The organism is Fusobacterium sp., assembly GCF_032477075.1.
GTDB lineage: Bacteria > Fusobacteriota > Fusobacteriia > Fusobacteriales > Fusobacteriaceae > Fusobacterium_A.
On sequence record NZ_JAWDXO010000023.1, the window covers coordinates 15,927 to 38,369 of the forward strand.

General features: G+C 25.1%; 21 protein-coding genes. 4 read left to right on the plus strand and 17 right to left on the minus strand.

Going from position 1 to position 22,443, the window contains the following annotated elements:
• Nucleotides 1-28 precede the first annotated feature (28 nt).
• Nucleotides 29-442 (plus strand): septal ring lytic transglycosylase RlpA family protein, encoded by a 414-nt coding sequence (locus E6771_RS10185; RefSeq protein WP_316091273.1) that lies wholly within the window; start codon nucleotides 29-31, stop codon nucleotides 440-442.
• Between the two features lie 186 nt (nucleotides 443-628).
• Here the strand turns inward: E6771_RS10185 and E6771_RS10190 are convergent, their stop codons facing one another.
• Nucleotides 629-1,645: an outer membrane beta-barrel protein gene (locus E6771_RS10190; RefSeq protein ID WP_316091214.1), complete on the minus strand. Its 1,017-nt coding sequence runs from the start codon at nucleotides 1,643-1,645 to the stop codon at nucleotides 629-631.
• A 369-nt stretch (nucleotides 1,646-2,014) separates the two neighbouring features.
• Between E6771_RS10190 and blaOXA the strand changes: the two genes are divergently transcribed.
• Nucleotides 2,015-2,812, plus strand: a complete 798-nt coding sequence (blaOXA, locus tag E6771_RS10195; protein WP_316091215.1) for a class D beta-lactamase — start codon at nucleotides 2,015-2,017, stop codon at nucleotides 2,810-2,812.
• Between the two features lie 110 nt (nucleotides 2,813-2,922).
• Entirely contained in the window at nucleotides 2,923-3,237 is a 315-nt protein-coding gene (locus E6771_RS10200) for a hypothetical protein (protein WP_316091216.1), read from the plus strand.
• A gap of 399 nt (nucleotides 3,238-3,636) precedes the next feature.
• Here the strand turns inward: E6771_RS10200 and E6771_RS10205 are convergent, their stop codons facing one another.
• Nucleotides 3,637-4,416, minus strand: coding sequence for a hypothetical protein (locus E6771_RS10205; RefSeq protein WP_316091217.1), 780 nt, complete (start codon nucleotides 4,414-4,416; stop codon nucleotides 3,637-3,639).
• A 615-nt stretch (nucleotides 4,417-5,031) separates the two neighbouring features.
• On the opposite strand from E6771_RS10205, the gene eutH reads away from it, so the two are divergent.
• Nucleotides 5,032-6,129 (plus strand): ethanolamine utilization protein EutH, encoded by a 1,098-nt coding sequence (gene eutH, locus E6771_RS10210; protein ID WP_316091218.1) that lies wholly within the window; start codon nucleotides 5,032-5,034, stop codon nucleotides 6,127-6,129.
• A 101-nt stretch (nucleotides 6,130-6,230) separates the two neighbouring features.
• On the opposite strand, the gene E6771_RS10215 is transcribed toward eutH, so the two are convergent.
• From E6771_RS10215 to E6771_RS10285, 15 genes are all read right to left on the minus strand, one after another.
• A complete protein-coding gene (locus tag E6771_RS10215) occupies nucleotides 6,231-8,120 on the minus strand; it encodes a hypothetical protein (RefSeq protein ID WP_316091219.1) in 1,890 nt (629 codons plus the stop codon).
• 26 nt (nucleotides 8,121-8,146) lie between these two features.
• Nucleotides 8,147-8,455, minus strand: a complete 309-nt coding sequence (locus tag E6771_RS10220) for a hypothetical protein (protein ID WP_316091220.1) — start codon at nucleotides 8,453-8,455, stop codon at nucleotides 8,147-8,149.
• The gene (locus tag E6771_RS10225) at nucleotides 8,442-9,248 is read right to left on the minus strand and encodes a hypothetical protein (RefSeq protein ID WP_316091221.1); all 807 of its coding nucleotides are present in this window, start codon (nucleotides 9,246-9,248) and stop codon (nucleotides 8,442-8,444) included. The genes E6771_RS10220 and E6771_RS10225 overlap by 14 nt, the downstream gene beginning before the upstream one ends.
• A gap of 12 nt (nucleotides 9,249-9,260) precedes the next feature.
• On the minus strand, nucleotides 9,261-10,865 hold the full coding sequence (locus tag E6771_RS10230) for a contractile injection system protein, VgrG/Pvc8 family (RefSeq protein WP_316091223.1): 1,605 nt from the start codon (nucleotides 10,863-10,865) through the stop codon (nucleotides 9,261-9,263).
• A gap of 10 nt (nucleotides 10,866-10,875) precedes the next feature.
• Nucleotides 10,876-14,469, minus strand: coding sequence for a DUF4280 domain-containing protein (locus E6771_RS10235; protein WP_316091224.1), 3,594 nt, complete (start codon nucleotides 14,467-14,469; stop codon nucleotides 10,876-10,878).
• Entirely contained in the window at nucleotides 14,456-14,731 is a 276-nt protein-coding gene (locus E6771_RS10240) for a hypothetical protein (protein ID WP_316091225.1), read from the minus strand. Before E6771_RS10240 ends, E6771_RS10235 begins: the two co-directional genes overlap by 14 nt.
• A 2-nt stretch (nucleotides 14,732-14,733) precedes the next feature.
• Entirely contained in the window at nucleotides 14,734-15,675 is a 942-nt protein-coding gene (locus E6771_RS10245; protein WP_316091226.1) for a hypothetical protein, read from the minus strand.
• A gap of 89 nt (nucleotides 15,676-15,764) precedes the next feature.
• A complete protein-coding gene (locus E6771_RS10250) occupies nucleotides 15,765-16,172 on the minus strand; it encodes a hypothetical protein (RefSeq protein ID WP_316091227.1) in 408 nt (135 codons plus the stop codon).
• A 14-nt stretch (nucleotides 16,173-16,186) separates the two neighbouring features.
• Nucleotides 16,187-16,579 (minus strand): hypothetical protein, encoded by a 393-nt coding sequence (locus E6771_RS10255; RefSeq protein WP_316091228.1) that lies wholly within the window; start codon nucleotides 16,577-16,579, stop codon nucleotides 16,187-16,189.
• Between the two features lie 526 nt (nucleotides 16,580-17,105).
• Nucleotides 17,106-17,435 (minus strand): hypothetical protein, encoded by a 330-nt coding sequence (locus E6771_RS10260; protein ID WP_316091229.1) that lies wholly within the window; start codon nucleotides 17,433-17,435, stop codon nucleotides 17,106-17,108.
• Nucleotides 17,436-17,452: 17 nt separating this feature from the next.
• The gene (locus E6771_RS10265; protein ID WP_316091230.1) at nucleotides 17,453-18,166 is read right to left on the minus strand and encodes a hypothetical protein; all 714 of its coding nucleotides are present in this window, start codon (nucleotides 18,164-18,166) and stop codon (nucleotides 17,453-17,455) included.
• Nucleotides 18,166-19,434, minus strand: coding sequence for a hypothetical protein (locus E6771_RS10270; RefSeq protein ID WP_316091231.1), 1,269 nt, complete (start codon nucleotides 19,432-19,434; stop codon nucleotides 18,166-18,168). Before E6771_RS10270 ends, E6771_RS10265 begins: the two co-directional genes overlap by 1 nt.
• Before the next feature lie 125 nt (nucleotides 19,435-19,559).
• Entirely contained in the window at nucleotides 19,560-20,552 is a 993-nt protein-coding gene (locus tag E6771_RS10275; RefSeq protein ID WP_316091232.1) for a hypothetical protein, read from the minus strand.
• A 13-nt stretch (nucleotides 20,553-20,565) separates the two neighbouring features.
• Nucleotides 20,566-21,546: a hypothetical protein gene (locus tag E6771_RS10280; RefSeq protein WP_316091233.1), complete on the minus strand. Its 981-nt coding sequence runs from the start codon at nucleotides 21,544-21,546 to the stop codon at nucleotides 20,566-20,568.
• A 12-nt stretch (nucleotides 21,547-21,558) separates the two neighbouring features.
• Nucleotides 21,559-22,437, minus strand: coding sequence for a hypothetical protein (locus tag E6771_RS10285; RefSeq protein WP_316091234.1), 879 nt, complete (start codon nucleotides 22,435-22,437; stop codon nucleotides 21,559-21,561).
• Between the last annotated feature and the right edge of the window lie 6 nt (nucleotides 22,438-22,443).

Here is a 22,443-nt window from a genome sequence, read left to right on the forward strand (position 1 = left end):
ATGTCTATAGAATAGGAGAGTGTTGAATATGTTAAAAAAGCTTCTTGTTATAGCATTATTGATATCTCAAACAGCTTGTGGGAAAGTAGCTAGTTGGTATGGTAAAGGATTTGAAGGCAGAAATACTGCAAGTGGTTATCTATTTGATCCTAAGCAGTATACTTGTGCATCTAATGCACATGATTTTGGAACGGTGCTAAGGGTAACTAATAAGGAGAATAATAAGTCAGTTGTTGTAGTTGTAACTGATAGAGGGTCCTTTAAGAAAAAATATGGCCGTGATATTGATTTAAGTCATGCCGCTTTTAGAAAAATAGCCAATCCTAATGAAGGACTTATTAAAGTAAAAATAAAAGTTCTAAATGAAAAAAACACCTTCAAATATAAACATGGAAGTCCTGTTTTTAATGCCAGAGAATACAATAAATATGTTAAAAAATAAGAAAAGAACCAGAAGAAAATGTACCTGTTTTTGTCCTACTGTGTAGGATATAGGAGTACAATATACTTCTGGTTTTTAATATATTGAGAAAAATGCTAAGTAGAATGTTTATAGAAATAACGAGTTTTATTTTTTATTAAAATTTTATCGGACTTTAATTATTTTTCAATAATAACCAATATTTTTTTAAATATCCAGCTTATATTCTACAGATACTGTTACCCTATTTTCATCGTCTTTTCTGCTACTTGCACTGCTGCTTCCCTCACTGACCTGATACATCAAGTCAAGGGTAAGTCCATTATTATACTCTATACCTCCACCCATTCCATAATAAGAGCCATTCTGTGAACTTATATTATCATTTATAGATTTATACTTTGAATTACTGCTCTGAAAACTTCTTCCCCCTATATTATTTACAGCATATCCTAGATTAAGCTTTAAATAAGGTCGCCAATCATTTACCTGAGGTAATTTATATCTTCCTGCAATATACAATGGAATTGAATCCATATCCACTTCTTCTGAAGCTTCTTTCACATAAAATTTTCCACTTTGTTCTTGATCAAATATGCTGTCTCTGTCTCTTTTTAAACTATATCTATCCTGATAAGCCATTCCCACTCCCAGTTCAACATCAGATATAAGTTTGTCACTTCTTAGTTCTTTGGCTACTTCATGTCCTACATGTATAACCTCTGTTTTATCTTCAAAATCATGTTTTTTTAATTTTTCATTAAGAGTATCAATAAATTCATAATATTTTTTAATTACATTACTTCCTGATTGTCCTGCTTCTAGATTAGTATATTCTTCCAAGTCTCTTTTAATAAGAAGTTTTTCTCCTCCCAGAGCAATATCTACAGTTATTTCAGGTTCTGGAGATTCTTCTGCATTTTTTATTATTTCTCTTAATTTGTCTTCAGTTAGTTTTTCATCTACTGCTAAAAGTTTCTCCTCATTTTTCAGTAGAACTTTTTTTTCAATATTGCTTTCTTCATATTCTTCAATAGTTTCTTCCACAACTGTTATTTCTTCTTCAACCATTTTATTTTCTTTTATATTCTCATTCATTTTAATACTATTATCAGTTTTTCTTTCCATTATAACAGAAGTTTTTTCTTCAAGCATAGGTACTTCTTTTAATCCACTGGCAACAGCAGACAATGAAAAAAATAATATAAATAATATATTTTTCATAAAGCACCACCTCTTTATCATTTTTTAATATTATATTATAATTTTAACAGGTATAGAGATTTTTTTCAAAGATTTTTTCCCATAATTATATTTTTTTGAAATTATTTACCTTTAAACCATTCTATTTTCCTTTAAAATAAGATTAATCTTCTAAACTTTTTAGAAATAGGAAGTTTAAAATAATATTGTTAGTTTTGTGTTAACCATAACTCTATTTTCAAATGAATAATAATATTTTAAGGTATGATATAATATAAAAAAAGCCAAAGAGAAATCTCTGGTTTTTTAATTAATATATCTACTAATTTTTGAATTCATCTTTTAAAATAAGATAGAATATAATACAAAAAACAATGGAGGTAGAATTTTATGAAAAAATTTATTTTGGTTATAAATATATTTTTTATATTTATTTCACAATTAAAAGCTTCTGAGTTTCTAGAAAATGATGAAATAAAACATATATTTAAGGGTAAAAATATTAATGGAACTCTTGTTATCTATGATTTAAAAAAAGATGTTTTTATAGGTTATAATAGAGAAAGAGCTGAACAAGAGTTTTACCCTGCTTCAACTTTTAAAATTTTTAGTAGCTTAATAGGATTAGAAACTGAAAGTGTCATGAATGTTGATGAAGTTTTTTATAAGTATGATGGTAAAAAGGTTTTTCTTAAATCTTGGGCTAAAGATTCAAGTTTAAGATATGCAATAAAAGTATCTCAAGTTCCTGCTTATAAAGAATTAGCGAAAAAAATAGGTTTAAAATTAATGAAAGAAAATATTGAAAAATTAAATTATGGTAATAAAAATATTGGAACAAAAGTAGATTCTTTCTGGCTACATGGCCCTTTAAAAATTAGTGCATTTGAACAGATAGACTTATTAACTCTTTTAGCACAAAAAAAATTATCTTATAATATTAAGCATCAAGAGGAAATTTCTGATATTACAATTTTAGAAAAAGGTAAAGATTATGTATTACATGGCAAAACAGGCTGGGCAACTAATAATATAGAAATTCCAATAGGATGGTTTGTTGGCTGGTTGGAAACTTCTGATAATATTTTTATTTTTGCCACTAATATTGATAATTCCACTGCTGAACTTCTACCTAAAAGAGAAGAAATAGAAAGAGAAAGTTTTAAAAAACTAAATATTTTAAACTAATATTAGTGCAATTTGAAAGTAAAATCAATTCTTAATGCTTTGTGTATTGTAAAATATATTTGACTTCATCAGTAATGAAATTAAAAGATAACAAAAATGGAGGGTATATTATGGAGAATATTTATGATGAATTGATATGTCTATTTTTAAATGATGGATATGAGATTACTGACATGGTTGAATCTGGAATGGAAGCACATGGTAAAAATGAATTTGTATTCTCAATGATGAAAGATGGAGAATATTTTGAAGCAGTATTATATTTAGCAGATAATGATGCTGTTGTAAGTTATGATATACTTTCATCAGAATATCAGACAGATATATTTGTTGATAATCCTATAAATCAAGAAAAGACATCCCAATGGCATAATAAGTTGGCTACTGAAATCAAACGCTTAAAGTTAGAAAATTTTAAAATGTAATTCCTCTTCTGAACATAGGACAAATACAGACAGTCTAATGTATCAAGACCTGTAATGTAAGAGATTTGGAACAATCATATGAATGAGAAGAATATAATTTTTCCAATTTAATGAAAGATTTAGAATTACTAAAAGAAAAATTTGAACACTATCAAGTTAGAAAAAATATGATTCAAAAATTTTACTATTATACTGAAAATGTAAATGGATACTGGGATTCATTTACTATTAGTGTGAAAAAAATCGTGCCTATTTCTGTCCTGTATTTATTGAGCCATTTATCAATGCTTTATATCAAACTCTTGAAGATCTTCAGATAAAATTCTTGATGAAAATTAATACAGTTTTTGAACTTAAGGATAAATTTATTTTAAAATATAGGTAAAATTATTTTATCTTTTATTTCATAGACATTTTTTTAAAAAATTGATAAAGGAAACTTTCTACTAATGCTATTGCTATTACTAGTAAAAAATGTAATATTGCTGAACTACTTTTATAAACATATAATATAATTGCATAAAAACCTATAAATACAGCATTATTTATTAAACTTCCTAATAAATATAATAAAAAATAACCAAACTTATTCTCCTTATCATTAATAAAATAAATTACATATATTATAAAAAATATAAGAGACAATAAAAAACTTATACCAATAAAGTATATAAATATACTTTGAATTAAGGATATGCTAAAAATAAACATATTTATTGTTTCTTCATATTTTCTAAAATTGCATTTCTTAAAAAATGTATAAAGAAATCCACTGATTAATCCTGATCCTATTATAATAAAAATATTTTTTATTATAAGTTCTTTATCTAAAAAAAGCAAATGTATTATTCCAGATAACATATCAAGGGTATTTATACACAATATATTTACTCCCAAAAATAGAGAAAAATAGATAGAGTCATATTCTTCATCTTTTACAATTTTATAAAATAAAATTGCTACTATATATAAAGCCCATATTACTGGATTACTGCTAGTACTTATATTTGATTTATTAGATTCTTGTAAAAAAATAATTGCTATTGTATGAAGTATAGAAACTGTAAAAACAAATTTATTTATTACTACTTTATGCTTACTAAAATATTTATTTAAATATATTAACCCCAGAATTAACAAAATAACAAATAAAATAATTTCTTGTCCACTAGATAACACTTCTTCCCCCTTGATAAAAAGAAAAATGATACAACTCTTCTTTTCAGTTTTTAATTTTCTTTTTCTAGCTTATTCTATCATTTTGATGACATATTGTCAATTTTCTCCCTATATTTCATTCAATACTATTTTATTTATTCCAAGCTCTAAAATAATAACTCTAAAAAGCTTGAATATTATAGCATAGGGTAGGAAATATAAAAAATAGGGAAATTCCCTATTCTACAGTCATAATCTTACATTCTCTTTTCTTTACCCAATAAAATCAGATATTTGTTATATTTAATACTGAGCAAAGTAATTGCTCTCCCAGTTTGAGTTATTGGTCTATGTTACTTAAAGAATTACAAACCTAATAAAATATATCCATTAAATAGTCATTTCTAACCATTCATCCATTTCTTTGAAACCAAACTTTTTATAAACTGGTCTTCTTAATTTTGAGGCACCAAGCCAAACTTTTTCAATTCCTGCTTTTTGTATATCTTCTACCAGCCCGTTTAATAAAGATGTGACAATTCCTTATTTTAAGAACCATAACAAATCTATATTTCATTTTTCTTAAAAATATATTATAATTAACATTGAACTTAATAAATATTTGAGGAGAAAGAAATGAATATCAATAATATTATTATCTATTTAATGATATTTTTTATGTTAGTTGGTGCTGTTGACAGACTATTGGGAAACAGATTTGGTTATGGAAAGAAATTTGAAGAAGGAATCATGGCTATTGGAACACTTTCTCTGGCTATGTTAGGAATAATTTCTCTTTCTCCCTTGATAGCTTCAGCTTTAAAACCAGTTATTACACCACTGTATAAATTGGTAGGTGCTGATCCAGCAATGTTTGCTGGAACTATTTTAGCTAATGATATGGGTGGTTATTCATTAAGTGTAGAACTTGCTTTATCTCAGGAAGCTGGACTTTTTGGCGGATTATTTCTGGCTGCTACTATGGGAGCTACTCTTTCTTTTACTATTCCTGTTGCTATGGGAATAATAAATAAAGATGATGAAAAATATCTGTCTAAAGGTATTATGGCTGGTATTTCTACTATTCCTATTGGTTGTTTTTTTGGAGGATTGATAGCAGGTTTCAGCATTAAAATGCTTATACTTAATTTAATACCTACTATTATTTTTGCTTTTCTTATTTGCATAGCTCTTCTTAAGTATCCTAAAGCTGTATCAAAATCTTTTTCTATTTTTTCTAAAATTATTTTTATTGCTATAACAATAGGACTGGCATTACAAATAGTAGAAACACTTACTGGAAAAATATTGGTTCAAGGAATGATTCCTGCTCTTGAAGCAGTCAAAATAATATGTAAAATTGGAATGACTTTAGCAGGAGCTTTTCCAATGGTATATTTTATAACAAAGGTATTTAGAACTCCATTAATTAGATTAGGAAAATTATTTGGAATAAATGAAAATTCTACTGCTGGAATTATTGCTTGTCTTGCTCATAATATTCCTATGTATAATATATTAAAAGATATGGATGAAAGAGGGAAATTATTAAATATTGCTTTTTCTGTCAGTGGAGCTTTTGTTTTAGGAAGTCATCTTGGATTTACTGCTGGAGTTGGTACTGCTCTTGTGTTTCCTGTAATAGCTGCTAAGCTTATAGGTGGAATTTCAGCTATGTTTGTAGCAAACTTTATTTATAATAAGGAATTTAAGAATTCAAAAAAATTAAATTAATTAAAAAGCCAGCCTTTATTTTGATAATAACTCAAACTTGTGACTGGCTTTTTCATTTTTTCTCTAATCTTTCAATACATTACATTTCGCTATATTCAAATTTATTTTTTTATTTTTTTCTCTAATCTTTCAATTATTACATTATATCTTTGTGAAGGCATATATTCATTATATCTTAATTTTTTATATTGGCTCATAGCCTCTTTATATTTGTTTTTAGCTACTTCTTTGTTATTCTTATCTCTTATAAGCCTGTCACCATCTAATTCGCTTTGTACCCCTCTTAAAAGAATCCCATTCATATTTATTTTCCCTTTAATCATCTCTGTCATTTTAGAATCTTTTGATTTTTTTAAAGCTGAAGTATAAAGTTCATATGATTTATAATATCTAAATTGGTTAAACATTCTATTTCCTTCCTTTAAAAGCGATTCAGCTGTTGCTGCTTTTACAGGAGTTTTCTTTGGTGCAGGAGATTTTTCTGCCTCTATCTTTTCAATTATTTCAACATAAATAGGTTTTTGAGTATTTTCCAAAAAGATTGGAGCTATTCTTTCATATATTTCCATTGCTTCTTTTTTCATCTGCTGTCTTTTCTTATTTGTATTTGCTTTTTGAAGATACAATTCATCAGCTTTTAATTTTTCTTCATATGCAGAATTTAAAGTTTCAGCAGTTGCCAATTTGTATTTAACTTCATCTTTTAAGCTGTTGTCTTCTCTTAAATCTGAAGCAAGTACACTGGCAGATTTTAATTCATCTACAGCCTTTGAAAATTCTTGATTTTTAAGCATTATATCTGCTGTATTTGCACTCTGAGCCGTTTTCTCAGAAATATTAGCTTGATTTAAAAAATACTCTAAATCTTTTATACTTTCCTCGTATCTATTTCCTCTGAATTTACTTAATTCCATATATTTTTCAATACCAGCTTGATATTCTTCTGAAGCAGCTCTATATTTTCTTTCTGCCATAAATACATCACCAGATTTTTCTTTTTCTACAGCATAGCTATAGATTTTTTCCAGCTTCTGATATTGGAAAAGTTTTTTTCCACCAAATATGATTAATAACAGGATTACTGCAATTATTCCAAGTTTATATGTTTTTGTTCCTATTGAATTAAAGCATTTCTTTAATTTAACTAATCCACTTTCTGGTTCTGGGAGAAGAGGGGCAGGTCTGCTAATAAATATACCACACAATGTATGATTAGATAGATTCATATAGCAGTTTTTATTCATAACTTTTACAAGATTTCCTATCCATTGTCCTGCTCTTTGAGATTTTGCAGTCTCTCTTTCAATGTCATCTTCATCAAGATTTTCCCATGCTCCTTGAGTCAGAAGAAGTATCTTATCATTTGGAAGAAGTGTCATTGTCTTAGAAATATTAACAGCTATATTTTTATCAATACCAAATTTATGTGTAAATATATTTCTATCTTTTCTAAATCTTATCTCATCATACAGTATTTTCTCTGCTTCATACATAAGAAAAGCCAATGTACTGTCTTTACTCTTTTTTATTATATAATTATCTCTAAGCATCATAAATCTTGCATTTCCCACATTTGCAAATGTTACTTTTGAATAATCTGTAACTGCCATTGCAATAGAACAGCTGCTGTATTCTTCTGCCATGTCACTGTTGCTTATCTGCATCTCTCTATATCTTCTATGTACATAAAGAATCATTCTTTCTATTTTTTTTCTGTCTATAGTAGGATTTTCTATAAATGCTTCTATCAGTGTTTCTCCAATAAAAGGTGCTATCTTATGTTCAAAGACACCTCCATTATTCCCATCTACTATTATCCAGCATCCATATTCTTCTAATTCAATGTATGTAAGATAATCATTATTTACATTCTTATCCCCTCTGTCAGAAAGAAAAGATGTTACAAATATGCTCTGATACTTTCTTCCTGAAAGATTCAGCTGCATAGTTTTTTTCTCTTCATTTTCCTCTTTAATCTTTTCCCTATTCATTTAATAACCTCATTTTTTATTTTTTATTATATAAAATCTATTATCCCTTTAAATATTGAAAACTGATTTAAATTCATTACAGTCTCTTTATCTATTACAAGTTTTTCTCCTATATCTTCTTCAGCTTTTAATTCAACTTCATAATCTTTTATTGCTGCTATTCCATCTAATATATAATATTGTTTAATCAAATTTTTTTCATTATATTTTTCTAAAACTTTTTCTAATATTTTTTTCTCTTCTATGTTTTCTAATGTTTCTTCTTCAATTGCTTCATCAACTGGAGAAAAAGCTATAAAATATGCAGGTTTATTAAATATATCAAATCGTATCATTATCCTTTTTTATCTCCTCTATTTGATAATTGCAAGTGTAAGTTAGTAAATTTTTTATTTCAATATTTATTGTTTTTTCCATTTTTTTTAACAAATCATCTTCATCAAATATATATATTCCACTACCATTTAAATCAAAACTTCCTATTCTCTGATTCTCTGAAATATATGACAAAACTTTTTTTATATACTCTTGCCTATCAAATTTAGAACTTTCTTTTATTAAAAATTTTATTTGTTTCTCTTCTTTAGAGCTATCATCATATATTTCATATTGAACTGGAATATTAGCTAAAGGAAATAAGTTATAAAGAATTTTTTCTAGTCTCAAAGGACTTGATTTTTTTATTTCTTGATTGTATATTCCTAAAAATACATATGGAATCACATTAAATCTCTTTAACATTTCTTCTAATTTGGATTTATTATTAATAATTCTGCTCAATTCAAATACGAAATCTTTTAAACTTTCTTTTTTTAAATAGAAAAAAGTATCTTTTCTTAAAGCATCCCATTTTTTAATTATTTCATTGGAATTTCTAACTCTTATCACCTGCCACGCTTTATCGAGTTCATAACTTATTTCTTTAAAAATTTCATTTGTTTTTTCTAAAATTTTTTCTAATTCTCCATTTTTTTCTTCTAAATCTGTCAAAATAAAAAAATTCACTTTATCTTTCATAAATTCAAATGAAACATTTACTTTATTTTCTCTTATTTCGTTGTTTATTTTTTCTTCAATAATTACTTTATATTCTTTTGCTATATTTTGATTTTTAAAATATAAATTCACTATTTCCTCCCCTTATTTTTTTACATTGTAAGCCCCTGTGGTTACATTATAAGACTGAGAATTTATATTTATTGCCTTATCAACACGTTCATTAAGCATTCCATATTCATTTTTTTTAGAATTTTTTACACTTTCAGAATAAGTTTCTCCTACTTCTACTTCACAAATATCAGTCAATATTGTAATCTTATTTTGATTTTCAATACTTATATTATTTTTTGAATATACTTTTATATCATTTTTACATTCAATAATTTTATTTTTAAATACTTCTTTTGATAATTCAGCACTTTCTATATAATAATTCTCTCTATTGACTTTAAATTCAAAAGAATTTATTTCACTTCCAGGTTCTTTTTTTGTTGTATAGTTTCTTACATATGGATTTGTAAATCTTATACTTCCTATATTATTAATTGCCCAGGCCACATAACCTTCAAACTCTTCTGTTGTTGGAAAAGTTACAGCTACAATATCTCCAATTTCTGGTGTACAGAAATATCCTGTATTACTTTGAGAATAAGGGGTAGCATATGGAAAAGAAAATCTTTCTTCATTTTTATCCAATAAAATCCAATCATTTATATTTTTAACTATTCTTTTATTTTGAATTTTATTTTTAGAAGTTTTTTCTATTCCCTTAGAAAAATCTATATTGATTATAGCCACAGCATTTTTGTCTTTACTCTCAGGCAAATATACAACTTTTCCTTCAATTGTGCAGCCCTTTATATTTTCATTAGAAATATATTCATAAATATATTCTTCCTGTCTCAAAAAATATTCTCCCATGAACTTACCATCTCTGAGTACTAATTTCCCTCTTGTTATATATCCTATATTTTTATTTTCTTTACAGAGAATATCCCCTAAGTTATAAAAATCTACTGAAGTAGCTTCATAAAAAACATTATTCTCCTTATCTATTCCTTTTCCAAGATTTCCATTTTTTTTATTCCATTCTTTTTTTATATCAATATTTTTTGAAAATCCTAGAGTAATTCCACCATTATCACCATTAAATACTCCCATACCTAGATGAGACATTATTCTTAATAAAAATTCCCAGTCAGTTTCAAAATACTGAATTATAATTCCATTTCTTATTTTAGAAAAAAGTTTTTTATTCAAATTATCTTCTTCTTTTTCTTTATCACTATTATCTATTCCTACTATATTTATAATATTTGGATATTTCTTTAAAATACTTTTAATAATATCTATATATCTTATGTTTGGATTTTGATACACTCTATAATATTTTTCTCTATCCATTATTTCACTTTTCGATAAAGCTCTTAATTTAATATTTATATCCCCTGAATCTTCTTCAAATAATGATATATTTTGAATTATTCCTGAAAAATATATTCTTTCACTTAAGGAAAAAGCAAATAAAGTATCATTATTAAGCTTATTTATTAAGGTTTCTTTTGAATAAATAATCCATTCATTTTTAAATTCATTTTTCACTTTAATTTTTATTATAATTTCAGTATGTTTATTTTCATTAAAATTAATCTCTAAATTATTTATATTATAACCTTCTGGGCTAATCTCATTATTATTTAATATTAATTTTAAATCTGCTATTGAATAATTATTGTCAATTGTCATATTATCTCCTTTACTTTGTCATTAAATCATCCCACTCAGAATTTTTCACAAATATAGTTCCATTTTTTACACATTTTATTGTACTTTTATTTGTCAACAATCTTTCTCCTGCAATTTTATTTGTTTCACTTGTATTCGACCACTCTCCTGCTATCATACATTCACATTTTCCACTTTTAGTTTTTGCACATTTTGCAAATGGGATTATATTAGTTCCTACAATTTTATCTGAGGAAGTTCCTATTGTTTTTCCTTTTCCTCTTACCCAACCATTTTTAGTAGCTTTAAATATTGTTGTAGAATCTCCACTCTCAGTACATGCTAATTTACTTCCTGTTGTCATGATAATTTTATCTGCTGCTAAGTCCTCTACCCCTTTTCCATTTTTGGGAACTTTTACATTCAAAGTTAAAATTCCTCTTCGTATTCTGTCAAATGGTAAATTATTTTTTCCTTTTGTTTTATACTTACTGTCATAATTATACAAATATTCTATTGCTTTTGAGTTATACTCTTCTCCTAATAAATGTCCTATCTTTATGATTTTTTCTGTTTCTATTTCTCCATTTTTAATAATATAAAACTTATTTAAAATATCAGGATTATCTTCTAATTTTTCTACTATTAAATTATGTAAAAGATAAAATCCCCTTGCTCCATTATCTTCCATAATTTCTAGTGTTATTTCTTTATCCAATATGTAGCTTAAAAAATCTGCATTAATATATTTTTTTTCTTTTCCAGACTGTAAAGAAAAAGAATGTCCATTTATTATTTTTTCATAATAACTTTTCTCATCAGTTTCTTTTAAGGTATCATTATAAGCATCTTTTTTAGGTATAATATCTCTTGAATTTACATAATCTTCCATGTAACTTCTAAAAAAGCTTCCTATATAATTGTCATTAACAGCATTACTTTTAACAATATATTTTTTCCCATTACCTGTATTTTCATATAAAATATTTCCACTTTCAGAATCTATTAATGGAAAAAAAATAAATTCATTATTTTCTAATATTGTATAAAATTTTTCATTCTCATATTTTTTTCTTTCTTCTTCACCTTCAATATCTTTTAATAAATATATTTTAATTCCAGCTGCATTAAAAGCTTGATATAAATTATTATTATTCTTTTTATAAGTTTTCTGCATTTCTATATGTTCAAATAAATACCAGCTTAGTATATCACTAGTCATTGGAACTTTTTTGGTAACATTATGAGTAACTTCAACTTTTTTCCACTTTCTTGTAGTTTCATAACCTGATAATACTAATTCTTGTTTATATACTTCTGCACGAAAATGTCCTTCTTTTTCTAATGAATATTCTCCATCTTTTTCTATTATTTTAAAAGAATAAGATTCTTTTAAATCATATTTCATTCCTATATCCAATTCTTTATTAAAGAATCTTTTAAATAAGTTTATATTATATTGATCCTTAGTTGTTTTTTCAGGAGTTTTTATAGTTTGGATTATTTTATTTTTAATATCTGATCCATCTTTTACTATATATACAGTTTCGCCTTCTATACCATTTTCTAAGCTTAATTCTGACATCAAAACAATATAGTCTATTTTCTTTATTTTAATTTTTATTGGACTTGTTTCTGGAAAAATTTCTTTTAGAGTATTTTCATTAAATTTTAATCTAGAGTAATTTAAATTAATCTCTATTTTTTCTTGTAATATCTCAACGGCATTTTCAACTATATCTGGAGATCTAATTTCTTCTTTTAAATATTTACAAGAATTTTTTGTATAATTACATTGTTTTCTTTGCTCACAGTCAAATAAACCAACTTTACACATTTTAAGATATAATTTATCTATTTTTTCTTTATTGATCATATTTTCAATTATTGATATTGAAGCAGTTAGAGCAGAAAAAGCAGCCACAGTTAATATTGAGCTTCCTCCTGTAAAAACCCATGATAAAATAAATGGAATTATATTATCTTTTAAAAAATTTTGACAAAAGTCACTGACATCTTTTTCAAGTGTTACATATTTCTTTTTAAAAATATGTCCTATATCAAAAACATTAAATGCAAGTAATTCTGGTTCTATTGCTAAACTTCTTGTTTTAAAAGCTCTTGTAGAATGATTATATCTTAATCTAAACATTCCTGCTAACTCAGCTCCTATATTAAACCCTGTTACAATTACTTCATAATCTCTTAATTTTGTATCTGTTAAATATATTTTTTCAAGTATATATTTTTCTATAATATTCATAAATATAAGGTCTGAGTGATAATCTCCAGTTATTAATCTTTCTGAAATTTTTGAATTAAAATCAGAATTTTTAAAACATACAACTATTGCCTTTTTATTGTCATTTTTTAATATAGTCACACCAAATTCAAAATCATCAAATTTAAGTTCTTGTTTAAATTGGCAATTTATTAATTCTTTTTGAGTATTTTCCAATTTATTTATTAAATCTTCTAATTTCTTTTTTTCTTCTATACTGTTCATTTTATATTTATAATTTTCTTTTATTTCTTTTAGGGATAAATCTAATATATAAAATGTTACCACTGCCCTTTCATTAAATAATGTGAGAATATTTTCTTTAGTTACAGCATTTTCTAATAACTCATTTATTCTTCCAGATACAGCTTTTTTTACTATTTTTACTATTTCATCTGCAGCAGTATCTACATCATCAACTGATGATTTTATATAATCTTTCACTAAATTTATAATTATTGTTTTTTCATTTTTTTTTATATATTTTCCATTTTTTAGAGTACCTTTAACAGAATTAACAAGAGAATCAGATATTTGAAATTTTAAAAAACTTTGTCCAATTATTCTAGCACTTCCTTTTAATATTTCTTCATTATTCTTATCCATTGCTTTCAATAATTGGTTAATTTTTTCTTCTTTTGCTTTTGAAGATTTCATTTTTAATTCATTTTGCAATATTGTTTTATATTCTTTTTTCAATAGAACCATTTTCTTTTTAACATCTTCTGTTGCAGAATTTTTTAATCCTTTTATTATCTCTTTATAATGTTTAGAGAGTTTTTCTGCTATTTGACTGCTTTGATTTACTCCGTTTCGAGCTAGACTTTGTTCACAATTTTTTATTCCATTCATTGCTTCACTTATTTGACTTTTCTTTAAGGCTGTATTCCCCTGTAGAGCAAGTGGAAGAAAAATAGAAATCCAGTATAATGCAGTTAATCCTATTTCTATTCTCTCATTTACCAAATGCATTCTTTCATATACTTCTCTAGGTTGATATGAAACTTTTAAATCATAAATATTTTCTAGTTCGTTTGTTATGAATTCTTCTTCCTCTTGTTCTGTAATTTCTAATTTTTTATTATTTATATCAAATTTTTCTACTTTATATTTTTCTATTCCATCTTCATTAATTTTACCTAATTCATATCTTTCATAATAACCATCCTGATCTATAAATTCTGTAACTGCTTTTCTTTCTAATTTTATTTTTGCTTCAATTTCAAATATAAAATCAGAAAAATCAGTAGATATTTTATATCCATCTCCACCATACAACAGCTCCCATTCTTCTAAAAATTTTCCTTCATTATTTCCTAGTCTATACTTTTCATAATATTTCATCAATACTGTTGTATACTGCTTCTAATACTGGTTTACTTTTATCTTCACCTTCTCTTTCTCTATAAAATGCTCTGGTATCTGATATATTATCAACATCAGTTTTTATACTTTTTATCTCTTTATCTAAAAGTGAATAAATTGTATGATTTGTCACAATTTCTTTTCTATCAATTGTTTCTTTCTTTTTTATAATATTTGCAAATTCCATTTTTAAATTTGACAAGTTACATATTGCTAACAATTCTTTATCTGTTATATTCATTTTCAATAATAACCTCCCATATCAAATTCAATATCTGTTATCTTATTGTATTCTTTTTTCTTTTCTTCATCTAAGTGATTATTCAATATATATTTTGGTGAATATATTTTGCTATATAATAAAACTGTATAGTAAGACCATTTAAAAGGACTTTCATTTATAGTGCTTCTATTTATTTCATTTATATTGTTTGTAACTTCATTTTTTGTTAAAACATTTAATGTATTTAATATTTCTTTTCTCTTGTTATCTGAATCTTTAGCAGATATTTCATTATTTTCCCAACTTTTCCTGTTATTGATTAACATTTTTTTTATTTTATCTGAATTATTGAAACTATCATATAATCTTCTTATATCTATTACTTCTATATCCAAATCCACATATTCAAAAGTTCCTGTTTCCTTCATAAACTGAATAAATTCGTAAATTTGTTTCCTATACTGTTCCCTATCCTCATCATTTTCTACTCTTCCAAATATATAAATTCCACCTTTTATTGTTAATCTTACCCCTTCTTCTTTCCATACCTTTATTATATTTCCAAAGCTGTAGTCTTCAAGTACTCTATTAAATCTTATATCATATACTTGTAATACATTTTCTCCAAATAATTCTTTAAGTTTTTTTCCATAAAATTCTTCTGCTGATTCATTTATTTTTACTATTCCATAGGTATCTCCTACAAAACCTAATTTTTCTCCTAGTATTCCTTTTTTTACATTTACTGTTCCTGAATCTCTATAGTATTTGTCATGTTCCTTTACTGTTCCCACATATTTACTTGGATATATTTCTGCCTGATACCATATATCATCATCTCCATCTGATCTTCTTCCTATATATTTTATTTCAAATTCTTCTCCATATCTTTCTTCCTTACCACATGATATGAATGATAGCGCTATTGATAAAACAATTAATATTCTAAATAGTTTCTTCATCTTTCCTCCCTTTTGACTCTTAACTTTATAGGAAACTTTTTCATAGGTTCATATCAAAAAGTTTCCTATAATATTAAAATCTAACTACTCTATATTTTAAAATAATCAGTAGATATTTTATATCCATCTCCACCATACAACAGCTCCCATTCTTCTAAAAATTTTCCTTCATTATTTCCTAGTCTATACTTTTCATAATATTCAATACTGTTGTATACTGTTGAATATGCTTTTACTTCATTCTCTTTTTTTCTCATAAATACTCTTGGAAGTGCTTTACTTCCATCTGGATTTTCTGTATTTTTTCCCAACTCATCCAATCTTATACTTTCTATTTCTTTTTCTAAGAGTGAATAAATTGTATGATTTGTCACAATTTCTCCAGTTTTTTCATCAATATCTTTTATTAAATTTGCAAATTCCATTCTTAAATTACTTAGATTACATATTGCTAATAATTCTCTATCTGTTATTATATTTTGATTACTTTCAACCATTTTATCTCCTCTCTCTAATAATCTTCATAGGTAAATTGAATATCTTCTATTTTTTCAAATTTACTTATTTTTCTTGTATCTTCTAAATAATTTGATTTTATATATTTTTCTGAATATAAAGGTAATGATAATAAATTATTGTAGTAACTCCATTTTACAGAATTCTTTATATTTGTTTTATTTATTTCCTCTATTTTTATTCCTTGTTCTAATTTTAAAGGTAATTTTTTTATTAATTCTCTTCTTTTTATTCTAAATAAATCATGATCATTTTTATCTAATTTTTTCCCCATTATTATCAATTCTTGTTTTAATTCTTCATTTTCCTGAAATTCTTTACTTAAAACTCTATCATCTAAAACATTTATAGCTATTGCCACATATTCAAAAGTTCCTGTCTCTTTCATAAACTGAATAAATTCGTAAATTTGTTTCCTATACCGTTCTCTGTCCTCATCATTTTCTACTCTTCCAAATATGTAGATTCCACCTTTTATTATTAAAGCTGTTCTTTCTTCATCACTTACCTTTATTATATTTTCAAAGCTATAATCTTCTAATATTCTATTAAACCATATATCATATACTTGTAATACATTTTCTCCAAATAATTCTTTAAGTTTTTTTCCATAAAACTCTTCTGCTGATTCATTTATTTTTACTATTCCATAGGTATCTCCTACAAAGCCTAGCTTTTCTCCCAGTATTCCTTTTTTTACATTTACTGTTCCTGATCTTCTATAGTATTTGTCATGCTCTTTTACCGTTCCTATATATTTACTTGGATATATTTCTGCCTGATACCATATATCATCATCTCCATCTGATCTTCTTCCTATATATTTTATTTCAAATTCTTCTCCATATCTTTCTTACCACATGACATGAATGACAATACAAATAATAACAGTAAAAAATATTTTATCACTTTTTTCATAGTTTTACTGCCTGAAAAAGAATAGAGAGAATCCCCAGAATAATCAAAAAATGTCCTCTATTTGCTCCTTTTATAGAACAAATTTTTGGTTGTTTTCTATCATATTCTATATCTATTTCTTTTCCTATTTTATCACTAGAATTTACTAATCCGCCTTCTATTGTTTTTGCCTCTATTATTTCACCATCACATTCAAACTTTACTATATAATATCTATTAAATTTTGTTATTCCAATAATAGTTGCTTTATATGTTTCACCTTCCATTCTTGATTTTTTCATCATCATCCATACACCTACAGCTATTAATATAAACCCTGCCCCCATTTTTATTCCTCCTAAAATTAAAATACTGCTATTTCTCCTATTTTCATAGTTATTTCTACCCCTATAACTCCAAAATGATATTCCCAGAATAAATCCAGCTCCAAACCTATTGGTAAAAAGATTTCTTTAAGAAATTCAACTTTCTTTATATTTTCTTCACTTTTTATATAATTCAAATAAATTACAAGATTGGTATCTGAAGAAAGATTGTCATATATGATGGAATCTTTAAATATTTTTTTTATAGACTTTTTAAAAGCTTCTATCATATTAAGATGACAATACATATCATAGAGAATATCTACAACTATATGTTTTTCATATTCTTTAAATAATTTAAAAAGTTTTGTGCTCTCTTTTCCAAAACATCCTTTTTCTATATCTTTACGCATTTCTTTTACTATAATATCTTTTTTATTTTGCCCTAAGTATAAATCTATTTCGCCTAATAAATGAAATAATATATTAACAAGAGATTTTTTCAATTCTATCTCCATATCTTCAAAATCAGGGTATGTTATTATTTGAAATATATCATTAAATCTTATAAAAGGATTTATTTCAACTTTTACATCAGTAGTTTCTATTTCGCTTTGAATATTATTTATGTTGACCATATTAACTTCTATATATGGTGAAATAATCTCAGCTATTTCAAAATTTATATTTTCATTATTTTTCTCAATAAAACTTGTTAAAGGATACCATAAAAAATTATACTGATTCTCCATTATACCAATACTCCTCTGCAATTATATTCAGGAAAATACAATTGCAATTCAGATATTATAAAATCAAGAACTTCTCTAATGTATAAATCTTTTTTTAATATTTTAAAGTATAAATACATATTTGAATTTTTCCCTTTTAATTTAAATTCATCAATAAGAAATGGATTTAAGTCATCTGAAACTGTATATTTCTTTTCTCCATCTATTATTTCTACTTTTACTAAATCCATTCTTTTGCTTATATCATCAAAGCTGTTAACCATTCTTTTTATTTCCCCTAAGTTTCTTAATCTGATATCATTTTCCATTTTTATTTTATTGATAAAAGATGGATTTATTCTATTTGAAAATACTGGATATTTTAATTTGCTTTCATATATTCTTTCATCTGCTTCAGATATTTTTATAAACTCCCATTTCATTTCTCTGTTTTCATCTGTTATTATTCTAAACCCATTCAAGATTCTTTGAATATAGTATATATAGATTTCTTTATCAGGACATAAATATACATTATGATTATTATTAAAAAATAAAGTATGTTCATAGTGTATTCTATCTTTAGTTGGGTTTATTTCACCATTTCCAAGCATATTTATTTGTATAATATTCCATAATATGAGATAATCTTCTATCCAGTTTTTTTCCAGATTTTTTTTATCAATATTTATTATAAAAGCTCCATCATATTTCTTTAATTCTTCCAATAATTCCTTTTCAAATTCTGTTATTACTATTTTAAAAGCTTTGAAAATATATGGTGTGTTTAATGTCCTCCATTTTAAACCATTTAGTCCAAAAACATCATATATCTCTTTTATCTTTTTATTATAGCTGTTATCTCTTTCTATTTTAAAAGTAAATGCATATTCTTTATCATTCAGTTTTCCAATACCACTGAAAGTTGTATTTAAAATTGCTTCAATATTTTCTTTATCTAAATCTAATAATATTTTTTTATAAACCTTATCTTCACTATTTAATACTTCCAGCAGTGACCTTTCTATCATATCTGAAAGTATAATAGGAGAAAAATTTTCTTCATACAAATAAAAATCATTTTTAGGAACTATCATATTTATAATGCTTATATTATTTTCTTGTGATATAGCTGAATCTAATATTTTACTTTCAAAATTCTCCATTCTTTCTTCTAAATCATTAACTAAAAATTCAAAAGTCTTTAAAGAGGTTTTTCTAAAGAGCATCCTATCATCTTCAACTAAGTTTTTAAGTTCATTTTCTATAATCTTTTTTATATGTTTCATTTTCCACCTCTATAATTATTCTCATTTTTTAAAATTATAGAAACTTTCCATTTTAATTTGAAAAACTTTTATAATTTCAAATTACACTGTATAAGAGGTGAAAAAACCTCTTATACAGTATTATTTTATTTCTTTAGACACGAACTTAATATTTTTAAATATTCTTCATACTGTCTATCTGCAAATTCTTTCTGTCCTTCTGGTATATAGTTTGTTATTAATATTTCATATTGATCTGTTACTATAGAATTAGCCATTGCTATTACATCAAAAATTTTTTTATCTTTAAAATATGTATTTTGATATTCTTTTGAAGATACTCCAAAATATTTTTCTGATTTTTTATCTTCCCTAATGTATTTATATCCATCTATATCATCAGCAAGCTTTAAAATATAATCCCTTCTTCTTGCTATTACTTTTTTACTAAAATTATCATTATCTTCTATTATTATCTGTCTTCTAAAACCTGCTTTTTTTTCATCAAAAGTTATCATTATGTATGAAGAAGTCTCATTAGTATTTTTAGCAGTTTTTATCTCTACAAATTTATGTGTATTATCAAATTCTCTTTTTATTTTTTTCACATCAAATATTTGATCTACTTCCAATGGTTTTTTAAATACTTTTTTTGGTCTTTCCTTTACTTTCATTGAAGGATCTATTGCCTCTTTTATTAATTCTAATGTTTTTTCATACTCTTCTTCTGTTCCAGTATAAACTATTGAAAACTTCACTTTTTCAAAGAAAAAATCTTCTTCTTTCTTAGTTTCAGTTTCAGTATGCTTTATAAATTCTTTTGAAGCTTGTCCCAAGTATTTAATACTTAAATGATTATTTCCTATAAAATTAAAATTTCCATTTAGTGCTATTTTATGAAATCTTCTTTCTGCTGTTTCAGAATTATCTCCTTTTTTATAGTTTGAAATATCAATAGTAACATCATCTTCTCTATTAATAAATCGCATATAGTAGTTTTCTTTCTTTTCTTCATCAACTAACTCCCATTCTGAAAATACTTTTTTTATTCTTTCAGCATTAAATATATAATTATCTTCAAATGAATATGAGACTATTTGAATTATTAAAAGTAGAATTATAGTTATTATTTTTTTCATCAGGTTCTCCATTTTACTTTTTTAAACATGAACTTAATATTTTTAAATATTCTTCATATTGTTTATCTGCAAATTCTTTCTGTCCCTCTGGTATATAATTTATTATCAATATTTCATATTGGTCTGTCACTATAACATTTGCCATTGCCACTACATCAAAAAGTTTTGCATCTTTGAAATGTGTATTTTGATATTCCCTTGAAGATACTCCAAAATATTTTTCTGATTTTTTATCTTCCCTAATGTATTTATATCCATCTATATCATCAGCAAGCTTTAAATTATAATCTCTTCTTCTTGTTATTACTTCTTTACTGAAATTATTAGTACTTTCTATTATTATTTGCCTTCTAAAGCCTGCTTTTTTTTCATCCAAAAGTAGCATTATTCCAGAGGGATCTACATTTTTTTCTAATTCTACATATTTATGTGTATTATCAAATTCTCTTTTTAATTTCTTTACATCAAATATTTGATCTACTTTTAATGATTTTTTAAATATTTTTTTTGGTCTTTCTTTTACTTTTATTGATGGGTCTATTGCTTCTTTTACTAGTTCTAATGTTTCTTTATAGTCTTCTTCTGAATCTGTTAAATATATTGCAAATTTTACTTTTTCAAAGAAAAAATTTTCTTTCTTTTCAATTCCAGTTTCGCTATATTTTATATATTCTTTTGAAGTAATTCCTAAATATCCTACACTTAAAAGCCCATTTCCATTAAATACATAGTCATCTTCTAAGGATGATTTATGAAATCTTCTTTCTGCTGTTTCAGAATTATCTCCTTTTTTATAATTTGAAATATCTATTGTTACATCTTTTTCTCTATTTATAAATCGCATATAGTAGTTTTCTTTCTTTTCTTCATCAACAAACTCCCATTCTGAAAATACTTTTTTTATTCTTTCAGCATTAAATATATAATTATCTTTAAAAGAATATGTAGCTATTTGAATTACTAAAAATAGAATTACATATATTATTCGCTTCATAAATCCTCCTTTTTAATTTTCTTTTTTCTTCTCTAATTCTGAAAATTTCTTCATTATATTCCCTATACCACCAGTTATTTTATCACCAAATTTTTCTTTATTTACCTCCATTGTTACATCATTTATTCCTCTGTTATATTTTTCTTTTAGGGTAAATACATATGTTCCTTCTCCTTTTTCTATATCAAAACTTTCACTATAGCTGTCTATATACATACTTGGAATTTCATATACAAGACTCTGAATTTCTGAAAGCACTATTTCAATTTTTACATCTTTATAGTCTTTAAATTCCTCTTCTACACCATTATAAGTTGGTGGTGTAAAATTTTCAGATTTTTTATATGTAAGAGCCCACTTTTTTAATTTATTACAATTTTCAGCACTTTTCCCTAAATCTAATTTTTTCCAATTTTGTGTATCTTTTTTAATCGCTCCCATCATTTCTATTCCTTGAAAGACATCTTTAAATTTCCATTTTGCTTTCAGACTTTCTTCATAACTCTTGTAGTCTGAAGAACTTGAAGGAATTAATCCAGTTACATTTCCTGTATTGGTAAATATTCCCAAAAGAGTCATCTCATCTGCTGCTGCTATTATTCTTCCTTTAACTGTAATAGAAAAGCCCATTTCTTCCTTTACCAGTGATGTAGGAGTAGCATATCCCCCACTTTGTGCAAGTTCTTTTCCAATATTAATAATAGATTTATCAAACTCATTATTTTTTAAATCTTTTCCAATTTTTATACTATTGAGCTGAATATTTATTATCTCTTTTTCTGATAATTGTATCAAGTCACCATCATCTACTACAGTTTGAATCTCCCCATTTTCACTTTGAAAATTATGCTTTTTTTTAATTTTTTCACCTATTTTTATTGAAGCTCTCATAAAATC

Excerpts from the sequence above, each read along its gene's own strand:
- E6771_RS10190 (WP_316091214.1), bottom strand. The coding sequence starts at position 1,645 with ATGAAAAATATATTATTTATATTATTTTTTTCATTGTCTGCTGTTGCC.
- E6771_RS10250 (WP_316091227.1), bottom strand. The coding sequence starts at position 16,172 with ATGGTTGAAAGTAATCAAAATATAATAACAGATAGAGAATTATTAGCA.
- E6771_RS10230 (WP_316091223.1), bottom strand. The coding sequence starts at position 10,865 with ATGACAATTGACAATAATTATTCAATAGCAGATTTAAAATTAATATTA.
- E6771_RS10220 (WP_316091220.1), bottom strand. The coding sequence starts at position 8,455 with ATGATACGATTTGATATATTTAATAAACCTGCATATTTTATAGCTTTT.
- E6771_RS10240 (WP_316091225.1), bottom strand. The coding sequence starts at position 14,731 with ATGAATATAACAGATAAAGAATTGTTAGCAATATGTAACTTGTCAAAT.
- E6771_RS10270 (WP_316091231.1), bottom strand. The coding sequence starts at position 19,434 with ATGAAACATATAAAAAAGATTATAGAAAATGAACTTAAAAACTTAGTT.
- E6771_RS10185 (WP_316091273.1), top strand. The coding sequence starts at position 29 with ATGTTAAAAAAGCTTCTTGTTATAGCATTATTGATATCTCAAACAGCT.
- E6771_RS10285 (WP_316091234.1), bottom strand. The coding sequence starts at position 22,437 with ATGAGAGCTTCAATAAAAATAGGTGAAAAAATTAAAAAAAAGCATAAT.
- E6771_RS10215 (WP_316091219.1), bottom strand. The coding sequence starts at position 8,120 with ATGAATAGGGAAAAGATTAAAGAGGAAAATGAAGAGAAAAAAACTATG.
- E6771_RS10245 (WP_316091226.1), bottom strand. The coding sequence starts at position 15,675 with ATGAAGAAACTATTTAGAATATTAATTGTTTTATCAATAGCGCTATCA.
- E6771_RS10255 (WP_316091228.1), bottom strand. The coding sequence starts at position 16,579 with ATGAAAGAGACAGGAACTTTTGAATATGTGGCAATAGCTATAAATGTT.
- E6771_RS10280 (WP_316091233.1), bottom strand. The coding sequence starts at position 21,546 with ATGAAGCGAATAATATATGTAATTCTATTTTTAGTAATTCAAATAGCT.
- E6771_RS10200 (WP_316091216.1), top strand. The coding sequence starts at position 2,923 with ATGGAGAATATTTATGATGAATTGATATGTCTATTTTTAAATGATGGA.
- E6771_RS10265 (WP_316091230.1), bottom strand. The coding sequence starts at position 18,166 with ATGGAGAATCAGTATAATTTTTTATGGTATCCTTTAACAAGTTTTATT.
- E6771_RS10275 (WP_316091232.1), bottom strand. The coding sequence starts at position 20,552 with ATGAAAAAAATAATAACTATAATTCTACTTTTAATAATTCAAATAGTC.
- eutH (WP_316091218.1), top strand. The coding sequence starts at position 5,032 with ATGAATATCAATAATATTATTATCTATTTAATGATATTTTTTATGTTA.
- blaOXA (WP_316091215.1), top strand. The coding sequence starts at position 2,015 with ATGAAAAAATTTATTTTGGTTATAAATATATTTTTTATATTTATTTCA.
- E6771_RS10235 (WP_316091224.1), bottom strand. The coding sequence starts at position 14,469 with ATGAAATATTATGAAAAGTATAGACTAGGAAATAATGAAGGAAAATTT.
- E6771_RS10260 (WP_316091229.1), bottom strand. The coding sequence starts at position 17,435 with ATGGGGGCAGGGTTTATATTAATAGCTGTAGGTGTATGGATGATGATG.